The 17,684-nt window shown below is 57.7% G+C and carries 1 protein-coding gene and 1 pseudogene; both read left to right on the top strand.

The genetic code is table 11. The features are described 5' to 3' along the window. Window positions 1-1,324 precede the first annotated feature (1,324 nt). A complete protein-coding gene (locus AC13RE_RS14050) occupies window positions 1,325-15,139 on the top strand; it encodes an amino acid adenylation domain-containing protein (RefSeq protein WP_488563365.1) in 13,815 nt (4,604 codons plus the stop codon). A 21-nt stretch (window positions 15,140-15,160) separates the two neighbouring features. Further along, a pseudogene (locus tag AC13RE_RS14055) lies at window positions 15,161-17,533 on the top strand (beta-ketoacyl synthase N-terminal-like domain-containing protein); the annotation flags it as partial. Window positions 17,534-17,684: the final 151 nt, after the last annotated feature.

Here is a 17,684-nt window from a genome sequence, read left to right on the forward strand (position 1 = left end):
GACATGCAGTCGCCTTTCGTAAGGTTATATAGTTTCCTTTCTAAGAGTGACCAGGGTGTTCGCAGGTTCCCTCCTGCTGATCGCAGGTGAAATGCGGAATTCGTTGAAAAGTACGTGATTACAATGGCTTAGATCTTGGCTCGATAGTGAAAAATTGATCAAACCTGCGATATGTTACCGGAGCAATGACAGTGTGACCTATAATGTCGTTAGCTCCAGAGTATCTTTATGGCCATTTTCGCGCGGTAGAATATACCACAAGGTGGGTTATGCGGAGCGGCGCAGCTAAAAAGAGCCGTTTCATATCTTAAAAGCACGCCAGGACTTCATAAATTTCTTCTAGTAGTTGTATTGTCGCTGGATATTGCATCATTTAGGAGAAAACAAACGCCCTCCCACTTGCCGTCGCTATGACAAATACGAAAACTCTGGCCACTTTGCGCCAACATTCAAGCTTTGGTTCTGATGTCATCTGGACGTGCCCTTATTGGGCCATATGTAGCCAATCGCGCATTAACAGGGCCGCATAGCTGCGAACAGAGGTATCTGTGATGGTTATTTGATGATCAAGTGCGTGATTGATTGATGAGTGTTTAAAGCGATTGGACTATCATAAGGACCTCCAATGTTGGATCTTCCTGTCGATAAATTGCGATCATCGACTTCCGGCCCCTTCGTACGCAAACCCTTTCTCTTTTCAAATAAACTATATGAGAAAATCCATACGTTCCTAAGTGGCAGAAGGCTGGAGGCATCAGCGTTATTCCTCTGTATTCTGCAATTATATTTGAGGCGATTTACAGTCGAAGAACAAATTTCGATCGGCTTTATCAAGTCGAAAAATACAGGCGACCGATGCGATTACATAGATCGGCTGTCCATAGACGATATGAAATTCGATACGCCTTATGATCTGCTTGAACATATTCAGGCGATTTTAAACGATCTTTCCAGAAAGAAATTTGTCGGAATATCAGTGTCGAATGTAGAGGAAACTGGCTCTACGCACACTCACGCTTCTGATGATTTGCAGGTTCTCTTTTCCTACGGGGTATATACCGCTGATCTCTCCGATTCATCAGGCATTCTCAATCGCGATTGCTCAAACACGTATGAACTTTACCTTGATGTTGTCGAGAGTGACAGTCAGTTTGTGCTATCTATCTGGTATGATTCAAGCCTTTTTAATGTCGACAGCATTGATAGAATATACGGTCAATATATAAACTTTCTGGAAGAAGTATTGGAAAATCCGAATCTCCATTCGGATGATTATTCGATATTACCACCTGCAGAGCTTTCGTTTCTGGTTCACGACTTGAACATGACCAAGTCCGATTATCCAGAAAACTTGTGCTTCCATGAGCTTTTCGAAGCTCAAGCCAGAGTGATACCCGACGTATCTGCTGTCATGTTCGAGGAGCAATCACTTACCTATAAAGAATTAAATGATCGAGCCACGTCTCTTGGAAAATGGCTGCAGCGAAGAGGGGTGGGACCTGGCATTCTGGTCGGACTTTGCGTCGAACGTTCCCTGGATATGGTCGTGGGGCTCTTGGGGATACTCAAGGCGGGTGGCGCCTATGTACCGTTGGGGCCGAATTACCCTCAGGACCGATTGACGTATATGGCGCAGGACAGCGGTATCGAGCTGATCCTGACCCAGGAGCATCTGATATCTCACGTTACGACATGGGCAGGTGAGCAAGCACAAGCGGTAGCGCTGGATCGCGACTGGAATGTCATCGTCGGTGACATACCGAGCAGTGAAGGCTTGCGAAAAGATGTGCGGCCTGACGATCTTGCATATCTGATGTATACCTCGGGAAGTACGGGCAGGCCGAAAGGAGTGATGATTCCGCACCGGGCGCTGACCAATTTTCTTGTTTCGATGGGTGAGCAACCCGGACTGAACAGCATAGACAAGCTTCTGGCAGTTACCACCTACTGTTTCGATATCTCGGGGCTAGAGCTGTATCTGCCTTTGTTGAAGGGCGCCCAGTGCTTCATTTGCAGCGAGGATGTTGCTCAAGACGGCAAGAGATTGCTGCAGGAAATACGCAGGATCCAGCCGTCCGTGATGCAGGCAACTCCCGCGACATGGGCCATGTTGTTTCACGCCGGCTGGAACAATGAGGAACGACTGAAAGTCTTGTGCGGCGGCGAGGCGCTTCCGGAAACGTTGAGGCGAAAGTTCATTGCCGCCAACTGTGATGTCTGGAATATGTATGGGCCGACAGAGACGACGATCTGGTCGACCTTGCGGCATCTCGGCGCTGATGGTCACGCCAATATCGGCAAACCGATCGCCAACACGCAGATCTATATTGTCGACCAGAAGCTCCGCGCGGTTCCCATCGGCGCTCCGGGCGAACTCTGCATTGCAGGCGATGGTCTGGCAAAGGGCTACTGGAACCGGCCTGACATTACCGCTGAAAAATTCATCGACAATCCCTTTCCCGGCAAATCGAAGCTTTACCGGACAGGCGATCTCGCACGCTGGCGTGCCGACGGGACCATCGATTATCTCGGTCGCATCGACCATCAGGTCAAAATCCGAGGGTTCCGGATCGAGCTTGGGGAGATCGAGGCGCGATTGAATCAGCATCCGGCGATCCGCGATGGTGTGGTCGTCGTGAAGACCCATGAAGAGACGCAGCATCTGGTATGCTATTACATGACGAAGACATCCGAGGAGCTGGAGCCGCAGTCATTGCGGAAACATCTCAAGGAACATCTTCCCGATTATATGGTGCCTCATCTGTTCGTCCACCTGCAGGCCCTGCCGCTGACGCCGAACGGGAAGACGGATCGCAAGGCGCTGATGGAGCGTGAGCTGGAGCTGTCGCGCTCCGAAACGACGCCGCCTGAATCGCCGTTGGAAAGGCGAATCTGGTCGATCTGGAAGGAAACGCTCCACATCGGCAACATCGGTGTGGACGACGGCTTCTTCGATATCGGCGGCACATCGGTCTCCGCCACTGCCCTGGTTGCACGGATTAATCAGGCTTTCGGCTGCGATATGACGCTGGCCACGCTGGTGTCCCACACGACAATCGCGGCGCTGGGCCGCTATATATCGAGTATCGCCGGAGATCAGGAAAACCGGGGTCAGCCGATTGTCCAGGAGAGCGAGGTTCGGCCGAACCCGGATGACGGGGATGTGGCGGACGCCATTGCGATCGTGGGAATGGCCGGGAAATTTCCAGGCGCGGATGATCTTGAGATATTCTGGGAGAATGTGGAGCAAGGCCGCAACTGTATCGTCGAGGTTCCCGAGACGCGCTGGCGCTGGCAGGAACATTATGGAGACCCGGTAAAGGAGAGGGGAAAGACCAGAATAAAATGGGGAGGATTTATCGAAGGCATCGATGAATTCGATCCGTTGTTTTTCGGCATCGCTCCCCGCGAAGCAGAACTGATGGACCCGCAGCAGCGGCTGCTGATGACCTATAGCTGGTTGGCCCTGGAACACGCCGGTATCGCGCCGTCCAGCCTGTCCGAGCAAACGACCGGGGTGTTCATCGCCGCGTCGGCTGGGGAATACCGGGATTGCATCGCGGTCGATGCGGAAGACAGCGCCTATGGCGTCACCTCCGAATCCACGGCAATGATCCCGAGCCGCATATCCTACACATTCAACCTGCACGGACCGAGCGAGCTATGTGAAACCACGTGTTCCTCATCGCTGGTCGCCGTTCATCGTGCCATCCAGTCGATGCGCAGCGGCGAATGCGAGCATGCCATCGTTGGCGGGGTGAACTTGTTGCTCTCGCCCAAGGGTTTCAGCCGCTATGAAGCCATGGGGCTGCTGTCGCCGCACAATGAAGTGAAATCCTTCCAGTCCGGCGCCAGCGGCTATTTGCGGGCCGAAGGCGTCGGCGTCGTGGTGCTGAAGCCGCTGAAGAAGGCGCTGGCTGATGGAGACGTCGTCTATGCCTTGCTGAAGGGATCGGGCGTATCCCACGGCGGCAGAGGCATATCGCTGACATCCCCGAATGGCGAAGGCATGAAGTCGGCGATGATCCGTGCCTACAGTGCGGCCGATATCGACCCCAAAAGCGTCGCCTATATCGAGACGCACGGCATCGCATCGCCGGTTGGCGACAGCATTGAAATCGATGCGCTGAAATCCGGATACAGGAATGTGGCTGACCGGTATCCGATGAGTGCCGAGGCCGCACCCGTCTGCTATCTCAGCTGCCTTAAACCGACCATGGGCCACGGCGAGATCGTCTCCGGCATGGCGGCCCTGATCAAGGCGGCCCTGGCTCTTCGCCACCAAGTCATTCCCGGTCTCGCACGCTTCACCGGTCTCCACGAAGGTCTTTCCCTTGCCGGAACGCCCTTCCAGATAAGCCGCCATAGCCAATCCTGGGATATCCGCTACGATGACGCCGGCAAGGCCATCCCTCGCCGGGCCAGCATCAACAGCTATGGCTTTGGTGCCAGCGCCCATCTTGTCCTGCAGGAATATCCCTCAGTGTCGGAGGAGGCAGTACCTTCGGCGGGATCGGCTTCCCCTGAAATCATCATTCTTTCGGCGAAGACCAAGGAGCGGTTGGCGGTGATGGCCGGCAATCTGCGAGCCTTCCTTCAAGCAAACCCAAAAACTGCTTTGCGCGATCTGGCCTACACGCTTCAGGTCGGACGCGAGGCTATGACCGAGCGTCTGGCAATTCTCGCGAAGGATGCGGATGAGCTGATACGCGGGTTGGCCAGCTTCGCCGAGGCCACCAATGCCTCGAACGTCCTGTCCGGCACCGCCCTTGACAACATTGGCAATCGTCGCGGCTCGGTAGCCGACGTGATCCGAGCCTGGTCCAACCGGGATCTCGGCGCGGTGGCACGCGCCTGGGTCAATGGCGCCGAAGTGTTATGGGCAAGACTGGAGCGGGATGGCAAGGTCCGCAAGCTGGCTCTGCCCACCTATCCGTTCGAGCGAAAAGCATATTGGGCAGGCAGGCAAAGCCCGCCGGCGGCAGAGGTGAGCGCCCCCATGAAAAAAGCCAGCACGAAGAAACGCATCTGCGTCGTTGGAGCCGGTCCCGCCGGACTGGTCATGGCCAAATCATTGCTCGAGGAAGGGCATGAACCGGTCGTCTACGAGGCCAGCAATACGTTCGGCGGCGTATGGAATCTGCGAGAACACAAGAATTCGGGCGCCTATAAGAGCACACGGTTTCAGAATTCCGCCGATACCAGCTTCTTTTCCGATTTTCCCCCGAATGCCGAACAGGGGCTTTTCCCGGGCGTCAAGCAAGTTCGCGCCTATCTGGAAGCCTATGCGGATAAATTCGGTCTGAAGCGGACGATCCACTACCGCAGTAAGGTCATAGCCGTCACCGAGGCGGGCGAACGGTGGCGCGTGGAGGTGGAGCGAGGAGGCGAACGCGAGGTCGACCATTTCGATGGCGTTGCCCTGTGCCATGGCCGGTATCACCACCCTGCCTTTCCCGCCGTGGAAGGGTTGCGCGACTTTCGCGGAGAGGTGCTGCACTCGGGGCAGTATTATGACAACCGCGTCTTCGAGGGCAAACGTGTCCTGGTGGTTGGCAATGGTGTCAGTGGTATGGACATCGCCGAGGAGGCCAGCCATGTCGCCAGCGCGGTCTATTGGTCGATGCGCTCGTTGAAGTTCGTCCTGCCGCGCATGGTCGGCTACCTGCCGAATGATTTCATCTCGCCGGCCAACCTGCTGATATCGCCGGATAACAGCATCATCCTGGAGCGCTTGAAAAATTCGATGCCCGATTACTACGCCGCTTATCGCAAGAGCGGCCTGTTCCCGGATGTCGAGGATTTCAGGGCAAATCCCTTCGTGCATGTCAATGACGGCGTCATCCAGCGCGTGGCTGATGGGGCGATCCGAACCTTCGTGGAAGACATAGAACGGTTTACCCCGAACGGATGCATGTTCAAGCGCTCGGGAACGGTGCTTGATGATCTTGACATGGTGGTGATGTGCACCGGCTACGACGATGAAAGGTCTTTCGACTATGTGAAGCAGTTCTCGGTGCAAGACGATTTTGCCATGGGGCTGTTTTATCGCCGCAATCCGAGCCTCGTGAATGCTTACGGCATTCAAAATGTCGGAACGACGGGCACCCTGCCATATCTGGAGATGGTGGCGCGTTGGTATGCGCAGATCATCTCTGGCAGGTATCAGCTCAGTCGCGAAGAACTGGATTGGCGGATCGACAAGCGGGATATCGTCGTCGCGCCGCTGTCAAATGTCATCATCGGACTGAAACTCGGCTTGCTGCCGAGGCCGGAACAGGAGTTTGCGGCGTTCTGGCGTTGTCTGAGCACGCCGTCTTTCCCGCCCATGTACCGTTTGCGCGGTCCGCACACCGATCCGCAGGCAGAGGCTGTAGTTTCCAGATCCATCCAGCGCTCCTTCATTCAGCAGGACGACCAGGACCCGGCGCTGCAGAAGGTGAAATATCGCTTGCTGGCCGGCCTGGGCGATCAGGCCATGCGCGATCTGCTGGGACGCCAGGAAATCACCGCCGACGATTATCGTCAGGCACAGGACTATCGGCACGATCCCATCGTGCTAACCTGGGATACGCAGTTCATCAAACCGGCCCATGGGAGCGCGGAGGCAGTCGAGGAACGATCGACCGCGAGCGATGTGGATGATGGCGCAACCGTCGATGCCGCCTTCTTAGACGAGATCAAGCGCCTCCTGGCACAAACGCTGAAACTCGAGCCGCAGCAGATCGGGTTCGAACAGAACCTCAGCAACTACGGATTCAGCTCCGTCACCCTGACTGCCTTTTCCCAGAAGATCACGGAGGAGTACGGCATTCGTCTGGCACCTGCGACCTTCATGGAGCATCCGACGCTGAAATCGCTGAGCGCCTTCATGTATCAGCGTTTGCCGAGCCGCGAAACCAACGAGCGTCCAGAGCCGCTTACGCCTCGCCCGGAGGACGTCCGCATGTCGGCCAAGGCCGAGCCAGTGCGGATATCCGCTCCATCTGTGCCCGGCACGCAGGATCGGGATATTGCCATAATCGGTCTGGGCGGCAAGGTGCCTGGTGCACGGGACCTGGGTGAATTCTGGCGCAATCTCCTGGCGGATAAATCGCCGATCACATCCATCCCTCGGGATCGCTGGTCCTGGGAAGATTATGACGGCGATCCGGAGCGGGCGGACAAAACGGATTGCCATCGTGGTGCCTTCATCGACGAAGTAGGCGATTTCGACCCCCTGCATTTCAAATTGTCCCCGCGAGAAGCGGTTTTCCTGGACCCGCAGCATCGCTTACTGCTGGAGGCGACCTGGGAAACCCTGGAGAATGCGGGCTATGCTAAGAGCGGGTTGTTCGGAAAGAAGGTGGGCTGCTTCATCGGCGTCGAGCGGCAGGATTATGCGAACAAGATCCGGGCTTTGGGCAATCCGGCCGACGGTTATTTGAACACCGGAAACAGCCATGCGATGCTCGTCAACAGGGTTTCGCATTATTTCGGCTGGAAAGGACCGACGCTGGCGGTCGACACGGCCTGCTCAAGCTCGTTTACGGCGCTGCACGTCGCGCTCGCAAGTTTACAGAACGGCGATGCCGAGCTGGCTTTGGCGGGTGGGGTAAACCTGGTTCTGGCGCCTGACGTTTTCATCTGCAATCGCAAACTGGGACTGTTCACCGGCGAAGACCACGTCAAACCCTTCGATCGGGACGCCACGGGTCATTTTTTCAGCGACGGTCTCGGTCTGGTCCTTCTGAAGCCCCTCGCTTCGGCTGAGCGCGACGGCGACCATATTTACGGCGTCATCAAGGGTATGTCGGTCCGGCATGGCGGACAGGGCGTGATGCTGACCTATCCCAACCCGATTTCGCATCGGGAAGTCATCGAGGAAGCATTGCAGCAGGCGCGGCTGCAACCCTCGGATATCGATTATATCGAGGGGCAGGGAACGGCCAATCCGGTGACGGATATCGTCGAGCTTAAAGCCTATCACCAGGTCTTCTGCCGGGACGCCAGGCCGGTGCCGATTGGGACGATCAAGGGTCAAATGGGGCATTTCGCCGGTGCGTCCGGAGTTCTCGCCATCATCAAGGCGCTGCTATCGCTGAAAAACAACCAGCTCATCAAGGTGGAGAATTTCGAGGCGCTGAATTGGGAACCGGAAGACGAACCGTTCTCATGCGAGGTTCTGAGCCGGCATCGGCCTTGGCCGTCGAAATGGATGCAAGGCAGACAGGTTCCTCGGCGGATTGGCGTTCATAATTTCGGTTTCGGTGGCGTAACCGGCCATCTGGTCTTGGAGGAGCATCTTTCTGCCGACGGTGACAAACCTCGGACCGACAGGGGCGAGGAGCTCGTCGTTCTGTCGGCCCGAAAGGCAGATCAGCTTGTTCCCATGGCGGAGCGTCTCCTCCATTACCTCGAAACCAAGGAGCATCGATATTTCGGACTGGAGTCCGTCGACCTTGCCGACATTGCCTATACGCTTCAGGTCGGGCGAGAGCCTTTGGCGAATCGCGTGGCGCTTCTGGCCCAAGACCTGCCGGACCTTATTCGGAAGCTGCGGCAGGTGGTCAAGGGCACAAATCCTCCGGATGATTGCTGGTGGGGTGTCTCCGAAGGGGAAGCCGCCCCCCTAGATGGCGCGGCACTTCGCCGAGCCGGCCTCAGGGAATTGGCGCAATTCTGGCTGCAGGGGCGGGCATTCGACTGGGGTCGATTGTACGATGCATCCACACGCAGAAGGATTGCCCTGCCGACCTATCCTTTTTCGAAGGCGAGGTATTGGGTTGAGGCACCGGATGCCGGTTTTGCAGCGCGATCTTCAAAGGCCCAGCCAGCGTCCACCGCCATGCCGGATGAGGTGAAGGGGATGATCCCGACGCTGAACGGCACGGGGACAATGACGAAACAGCTGCTTGCCTGCTCGGAAGCCTTCGTCGACTACGCCGGGCAGTGTGACGGGGAGGTCCTCGATCTGGGCTGTGCCTACGGAGGGGCGTCCTTGTCGGCACTTGAACGCGGAGCCTGCGTCTTCGCCGTCGACATGGACCCGCGGCATCTCGAAATCTTGACGGATCAGGTGGAAGGTAAGGCCAGAAGCCGGATTACGACGCAGCAGGGTATGCTCCCGGCCCTCGACCTCGAGGATAGCCGCTTTGCGGCAATTCATGCCGGTCGCGTGCTGCATTTCCTGAACCCTGAGGCGCTTCAGGAAACCATGGCCAAGCTGTTCCGGTGGCTTCGGCCGGGCGGGAAATTGTTCGTCACCTGCGATACGCCTTACTTTCCGCATTGGGCCGCGAAATTGGACGACTACGAGGCGGCGAAGGCGGCGGGGAATCCATGGCCGGGATATATCGCCGATCTTGAAAATTTCTTTTCCGAGCGCCACGGCGCGGGCGCCGCCCATGCCTGGGATTCCGGCAGGCACGCGGTGGAAGCATTGAAGGGCGTCGGATCGATCAATCTGATCGATCCGGACATTCTTGGCCGTGAAGCCGTCGCTGTGGGCTTTGAGGTGGAGAAGGTCGGATTCGAGGGCCTGGCTGTTGAAGTGAATGGCGTCAAAATGGCCGGCGGTTTCGAGCATGTCGGTCTGATCGCCGTCAAGCCCCTGACCGAACACGCGGTCGTCTCACAGGCTGAAGGACCGTTGGCGCTAGGGGAGGTCGCAGCCTCAGAGCGTGCCATTCAGATTGAACCTGCCGCGCTATCGAGGTCCATCAAGATCATGCTGGCCGCCGAACTGGGCATTCCAGAGGCCGAAATTCAGGACGAAACCAAGTTTTTCGATCTCGGCCTGAACTCAGCCATCGGGGTCAGCTGGATGAACCGGATCAACGAGGCCTATGGGCTGCCGGTTCCTGCCGCCAAACTCTTCTCCTATCCGACCTTGAAAACGTTCAGCCGTTATTTGCTGGACGAAGGAAAGAAACAGGGCTTGTTCAACAATGCGGCCGATGTCGCCGTATCGCGGCCCTTGCAAAAGGAAATGCCTCATCCTGTTGCGGCTTCAGCTGCCAGCCCCTCTGCCCGCAGGGAAACCGATATTGCGATCATCGGAATGTCCTGCCGTTTCCCGCAATCGCGCAATAAAGCCGAATTCTGGGAAGCCATCAGGAACAAGCGCGATTGCATCGGCGAGGTTCCGGAAAATCGCTGGTCCATGGCCGACTACTATGATGGCGATCGCGAAACACCGGGGAAGACGAATTGCCGGTATATGGGAGCCCTGACCGACGCGGATTGCTTCGATCCGATGTTCTTCCAGATATCGCCCCTGGAAGCCAGGCACATGGACCCTCAGCAGCGACTTTTCCTCGAGGAAGCATGGAGCTGCCTGGAAGATGCCGGCTATGCGACCGAGGAAATCTCCGGCAGTCGCTGCGGCGTCTTCGTAGGCTATGGCAATTATGGGCAGGATCAGATGGCTTCAGCCGTCAACGCGCAGCGCTTTATCGGTGCCAGCCCTTCGATCCTTGCTGCCCGCATCGCATATTTCCTCAATCTGCAAGGGCCGTGCCTGACCATCGACACCGCATGCTCCGCTTCTTTGGTTGCCGTGGCCCAGGCCTGTAACAGCCTGCTCCTGGGCGATAGCGATCTTGCTCTTGCCGGAGGCGTTTCGGTTCTGACCGGTCCCGCCATTCATATCATGGCGAGCAAGGCGGGCATGCTGTCCGATGACGGCCGCTGCTTCACCATGGACCAGCGCGCCAATGGCTTCGTGCCGGCGGAGGGTGTCGGCGTCGTCGCATTAAAGCGGCTGGCGGACGCGCAGAGGGATGGTGATATCATCCACGGCGTGGTTCGTGGTTGGGGCGTCAATCAGGACGGCAGCACGAACGGTATCACCGCGCCGAACCAGGAAGCACAAATCCGCTTGCAGCGGGAAGTCTATGACAAGTTCGGCATCGATCCTTCTGGGCTGCAATATGTGGAAATGCATGGAACCGGAACCAAGCTGGGCGATCCGATCGAGGTCGACGCGCTGATCCAATCCTTCCGGTCCTACACCGACAAGCAGGCATTTTGTGCGCTGGGATCGGTAAAAAGCAATGTCGGTCATACTCTGGCAGCCGCCGGTATCGCTGGCATGATCAAGATGCTGCTGGCGTTCCAGCATCGCCAGTTGCCGCCGACGCTTCATGTCGAGCAGGTGAACGAGCATATCAGCCTTTCGCACTCGCCTTTCCACATCAATACCGAATGCAAGGCATGGGACGTCGAGGCGGGAGAGAAACGCAGCGCCGCGGTCAGTTCATTCGGCTACAGCGGCACCAACGCGCATATTGTTCTCGAAGCCTATGATGATCCGCGTCCGGCGAGTTCCGGCGAGGCAAATGGGCCTCACTTGATCGTGTTGTCCGCAAAAAACCAGGCGCGGCTTCAGGAAGTGATCGAAGCGCTGCTTGCCCATGTCGTCGGCCATGAAATGCTGGATCTTGCCGACCTTGCCTACACGCTGCAGGTCGGCCGCATGGCCATGGACGAACGGATCGGTCTCATCGTCGATTCCAGGGCGGATCTCATCGAGACATGCAAGGCGGTTTTGGCCGGCGGCGAGCCTGCAAATGTCTATCGCGGACAGGCGAAGAAGCATGACGATGTTCTCGCGCTCTTTTCCGAAGACGAGGATATTGGAACGACGGTTGGTCTATGGATGCGCAAGCGCAGATATTCGAAGCTGCTCGCGCTTTGGATCAGAGGCTTCAAGATCGACTGGCGCCGGCTTTATGACGATCTCGCCACCGGCAAGCCCCGCCGGATAAGCCTGCCGACCTATCCTTTCGCCAAGGAAAGATACTGGCAGAACATGCCCTCGAATGTGGTTGCGGGCGAGGCTGCTCCAAAGCCGGCATATGACGAGAATAGCCATTCGGCACAGGCCGGGCGACGGCAGGATAAGGCAAATCCGGAACCCGTCGCGGGAGCAGAAATCGGGCACGGGAACTTTCGCTATCTGTCGAAACAATGGGAACCGGTTCCGGCTTTCCCAACCCCTTCCGTTGGCAAGAGGGTCGCAATCCTGGCGACCGAGGAAACGCAGGTGCTGGCCGCGGAATTGCGTCGGATGCTTCCGGAAAGCGAGATTCTCCATCCTGACGATATCCATGCAAGGCTGGAGCATGCGGAGCCGTCCGTCTCTGGTTTTGCCGGCTGCATCGACCTGATCGGATGCGGACGGGAACGGCACGAATCCCTGGAGTGGCTGGAATGGCTGCGGCGGCTGATTGCTGAAAAGTCCCAGGAACAGCGCATGCTGCTATGCGTCTCGCAAGGACTTGAAACGCATGGCAACGCCAAGGTCAATTTGTCAGGCGCATCGCGCGCCGGGCTGTATCGTATGCTGCAGAGCGAATATTCCGCCTTGCAAAGCCGCCATATGGATGCCGACCCTGAGCTGAACGGGCATGCGCTGGCCAAACAAATCGCCGATGAATTCCGCATTCGCGATCAGATAGCTGAAGTCAGTTATCGCAGCGGCCAGCGCTACAAGGCGGTGCTGAAGGAAGCGATTGCTGTTTCCGGCAGCGGAAAACCGAAGTTCTCAGCGCAGGAGGTGGTGTGGGTTACGGGTGGAACGCGCGGCCTCGGCTTGCTCTGCGCCCAGCACCTCGTCGAACGCCATGGCATCAAGCGGCTGCTCCTTTCAGGACAGGAAAAATGGCCGCCCCGGCATGAATGGCGCGATTGCATCGCGCAAAACCATCCGCGCGCCAGGCAGATGTCTCAGATCCTGGCGCTGGCGGAGCGGGGCGTCGAGGTTCGGGTGATGTCCATTCCGCTGACGGATGAAGCGGCGGTTCGTGACGGCCTGGCCGAGGTGCGCCGGGACATGGGGCCTATCGGTGGGTTGATCCATTGCGCGGGCATGATGGATATGGAGACTCCGGCCTTCATCCGGAAGTCGACCGACGGCTTCCGCCGAATTCTCTCTCCGAAAATCGCGGGACTGGATCTGATCCTGTCGCGGATCGACGTTCAATCCCTGCGTTGCGTGATCCTGTTCTCGTCGGTAGCCGGTATCATTCCCTCGCTAGGCGCCGGTCAAAGCGACTACGCCATGGCCAATGCTTACATGGATTACGTGGCATATGCGCATGCGAAGGCTTGCCCGATCATCAGCATTCAATGGCCTCATTGGGGCGAATCCGAAAAAGGCGAACTGAAAAGTGTGGCCTATGCAGTCACCGGCCTGCGCAGTCATACGCATCGGGAAGGGCTGCAACTTCTGGATCATATTCTCTCCTCCGGCATGGGACCCGTAGTCATGCCGGCTGCAGTTAATCCGGATCAATGGAGACCCGGACAGCTGATGGATCGCAGGATCGGGCAGGACGGGGCTTCTACGTCTCCGAGCTGGCCCGCCAGCAGGGAGATGCCGGCGGTGCAGGCTAGGTCTGAGTTGTCGTTGGAAGCCGTATGCGCTTGGCTGTCGGCGTTGTTTTGCAAGGAGCTGGAAATCCCGGCCGGAACAGTCCAGCCCGACACAGACTTCCATCATTACGGCGTGGATTCCATCCTGCTGTCGCAGCTGACGCGAACCATTGGCAAGGCGCTGTCGCGGCCGATGGACCCTTCCGTCCTCTTCGATCATTCGACCATAGACGCACTGGCTGCATGGCTCATGCAAAAGTATGACGAACCCTTGCGAAAAGTCCTTAGGATCGGGACTGCTGTCGAAACCTACCCGAACGAAGAGCGTGCGGCGACAGCGTCGGATAATGGCATTGCCGAAGCGTCTCGCCTCAGCGCACCCACATTGCGGACCGAAGCTGTGACCGACGTCCGGCCGAATGACATCGCGATCGTTGGCATGTCCTGCCGTTTCCCCGGCGCTCGCGATCTGTCTGCCTATTGGCGTCTCCTTTCCGAAGGCCGTAACGCCATCGCTCGGGTTCCGCGGGAGCGCTGGGGCTATACCTCCTCGTTTCATGCCGGGCTGCTGGAGTCGGTCACCCACTTCGATCCGGATTTCTTCCAGATACCCGAAACGGATGCCCGGCTGATGGATCCGCAGGCTTTGTTGGTCTTGGAGGAAACGCTCAACCTGTTCAGCCACGCAGGATATTCCATGGCGGAGATGAGAGGCACGACAACCGGGGTCTATCTGGGTGCCCGCAGCCGGATACAGGACCCGGACGCGATCGTGCGGCAGGCGAAAAGCCCGATTGCCGTGTGGGGTCAGAATTACATGGCGGCAAATGTCTCTCATTTCTTCGATCTGAGAGGCCCCAGTCTGGTCATCGACACGGCATGTTCCTCCGCGCTGGTAGCCATGCGTTCGGCAATCGACAGCTTGCGCAGCGGCGAAATCAGCTTTGCCGTGGTGGGAGGAGTCAACCTGCTGACGGATGATCTCCCGCACCGCATCTTCCAGCAGCGCAACCTGTTAAGCGCGGAGCCGGTATTTCATATCTTCGATCAGCGCGCGTCGGGCGTCGTGCTTGGAGAGGGCGCAGGTCTGGTCCTTCTGAAAACTAAGGCGCAAGCGGAGAGAGACGGCGATACGATCCACGCCGTCATCAAGGCGCTGGCTATCAACAATGACGGACGGACCGTCGGTCCGACCACACCCAGCATCCAGGCGCAAAAGGCCGTGATGCAGTCTGCTTTGGAAAAAAGCGGCAGGTTGCCCGGCGACATCAGCTTTATCGAGGCGAATGGTTCCGGGTCGGAGGTCACCGATTTACTGGAGTTGAAGGCGATGGAGACAGTCTATCGCTCTTCCGGTCAAGCTCCGTGCGGTCTCGGTTCGATCAAACCCAATATCGGCCATCCGCTATGTGCCGAGGGTATCGCGGGTCTGATCAAGCTTGCCCTGATGCTGAATCACAAGCAACACGTTCCGTTTTTGTCGGGAACGCATTCAATGACCCATTATTCGGTCGATGCCTCGCCGTTCTTCTTTCATCGAACAAACGAGCCCTGGTTCGGCGCCCCTCGCATTGCCGCGCTCAGTTGCTTCGCCGATGGCGGAACCAACGCGCACCTTATCATCGAGGAATGGCACCCTTCGGATGTGAAGACTGCCCGGCGCCACCCGATCCTGTCCCCTCAACTCCATAGAAAAGACCTTCGTCAACTGCCCACTGCGACTGTGACTACCGATAAGGACAAAAATTGGTGGGGCATGCCTTTGCCCGAGACTGCGTAAAGCCCGGACAGTGGGAGAGGTGTAATGGAAAAGCAATTTAATATCACCGGCAATCACCCCTTGCTGAAAAACCATAGAGTCTATGGGCAAAATATACTTTCCGGCTTGGCGTATATCGATTTCATCTACCAATTTTTCCGCGAAAAAGGGTTCCTGTATACACAGCTTGAGCTGCGAAAACTTGTGATCTATGCGCCCCTGCGCGTCGGCGATCAGGAGAGCGTCCAGCTGACGATCTGCTGCATCGAAGCCGGGGCCGGGATCTGGCGTATCCGTGTCGAGGGGCGAACACGTCCGGACGGCAGGCGCCCAGCCGGCGCACCAACGATCCATGTCACCGCAGAAATGCACCGCTGCCAGCCGGTCAGTTTCGAAAGCCGTCTGGATATCGAGTTCGTCAAGGCGCATGCGAAAACACAGACGTCCCTGGACGATGTCTATCGTCGCTTGAGCAGACGTGAGCTCTTCCACTCCGGTCTGATGAAGGCATCCGGGGTGATCTATGGTCACGATGGCGAACAGGTCGTGCAGGTTAGCCTGCCGACAGACGTCCCCGCCTACGCGGAAGACTTCATGTTCCATCCCACGCTCGTAGATGGCGGTGCCGTGGGTGCAGTCTCGTCCTTCCCGGATTTGGCCGAAGACGAGGAGCGCTTGTACCTGCCGCTAGTCTACAATTCCTTCCGGGCCTCTCAATGTTTTAGCGATATGTGCTTCGTCCGGGTGATGAAGGATACCGTCCAGCGTAGCGGCGAATTGCTGTCGATGGATCTGACCTTCTTCAACCGAGCCGGCACGAAGATTGCGGAATTGAATCATTTCGCGGTGAAATTGGTCCGCGATGCAGGCTTCATCGATCCTGAAAGAATGGCCGAAACCCGTCCGAGGGCCGCGGAAAGCCGTACGCAGGTATCCGCCGAAGGCCATTTTTCCGCGAGAAATGACGCCGAACAGGCTGTGATGGAAGCGGTCGCATCGGTCTTGGGCGGTGCGGCGGATGATATCGATCCGGCCCTGGACTTTTATGACATGGGCCTAAATTCGTCCGGCCTGTTGCATGTGGTATCTGCTCTGGAAGAAAGGCTCTCCAGCCAGCTCTCACCAACGCTGCTTTTCGAATATACCAGCGTCACGGCCTTATCGGGCCATCTGCTTGAGGCTCATGGCAACCGGTTCGAGCGATCCGATCAGAGATCAGTGGCGAGACCATCACATCCCCCGGTGCCTGAGGGGGCGAAAGCCCTTGCCTCGTCCGTCTCGAGGGATGCGACGGATATCGCGATCATCGGTATGTCGGGGCGTTATCCCGGCGCGAAGAACCTGCGGGAATTCTGGTCCAACCTGAAGGCGGGCAAGCACACGGTTTCCACTATTCCGGAAACGCGCTGGAACTGGCAGGTGCTCGAGGGGCTGCGTTCCGTTTCCGGCAGGAGCATGTCGAAGTGGGGAGGCTTCATCGATGATGTCGACTGCTTTGACGCGCCGTTCTTCAGGATATCGCCCGGCGAGGCCGAAACCATGGACCCGCAGGAGCGGCTTTTTCTCGAAGCGAGCTGGGAGGCGCTCGAGGACGCAGGCTATACGCCCGACAATCTCGTCGTGCCGGTCGGGCCCAACAAGCGCAAGGCCGTCGGCGTATTTGTCGGCGTCATGCACAATGACTACAGCTTTATCGCGGCCGAAGCCAACAACCAAGGCTATCCGCTACCCATATCGCTAAGCCTGGCGCCGATCGCCAACCGCGTCTCCTATTTCTGCGACTTTCATGGGCCGTCGATGGCGATCGACACGGTATGCTCGGCCTCGCTGACGGCGCTGCATCTGGCGATTGACAGCCTTCGGAAAGGTGAGAGCGAAGTCGCCCTGGCGGGTGGGGTCAATCTCTCCCTGCATCCCAACAAGTATCTGAGCTACGGTCTGGAAGACATGCATGCTTCCGATGGGGCCTGCCGTTCCTTCGGCGAAGGTGGGGATGGCTATGTCTCGGCCGAAGGCGTCGGCGCCGTCTTGCTGAAACCTTTGCACCGCGCCGAAGCCGATGGTGATCATATCTATGCCGTCATCAAGGGCAGCGCGGTGAACCACACCGGAAAAGCGAACGGCATGCATGTCCCAAGCCCCGTCGCGCAGGCTGACGTTGTGGCACATTGCCTGGAGCGCAGCGGCATAGACCCGCGCACCGTCACCTATCTGGAAGCCCACGGCACAGGAACCGCGCTTGGCGATCCGATCGAGATCCAGGGGCTGATCAAGGCTTTCGGCCGTTCCACGCAAGACAAGCAGTTCTGCGCGATCGGTTCGGTCAAATCGAATATCGGACATGCGGAATCGGCGGCCGGTATCAGCGGATTGAGTAAGATTGTCCTGCAGCTTCATCACAAGACGCTTGTTCCCTCGCTTCATGCCGATCCCGTCAATTCCTATATCGATCTGGAAAATTCGCCCTTTTATCTCCAGCGGGAAACCCGGCCGTGGGGGGAGCCCTCGCTTGCCGATGGCGCTCATGAACGGCGTCATCCGCGACGTGCCGGGCTGAGCGCCTTCG

The organism is Martinezella sp. CNPSo 3959 (assembly GCF_057784355.1).

Excerpts from the sequence above, each read along its gene's own strand:
- AC13RE_RS14050 (WP_488563365.1), top strand. The coding sequence starts at position 1,325 with ATGACCAAGTCCGATTATCCAGAAAACTTGTGCTTCCATGAGCTTTTC.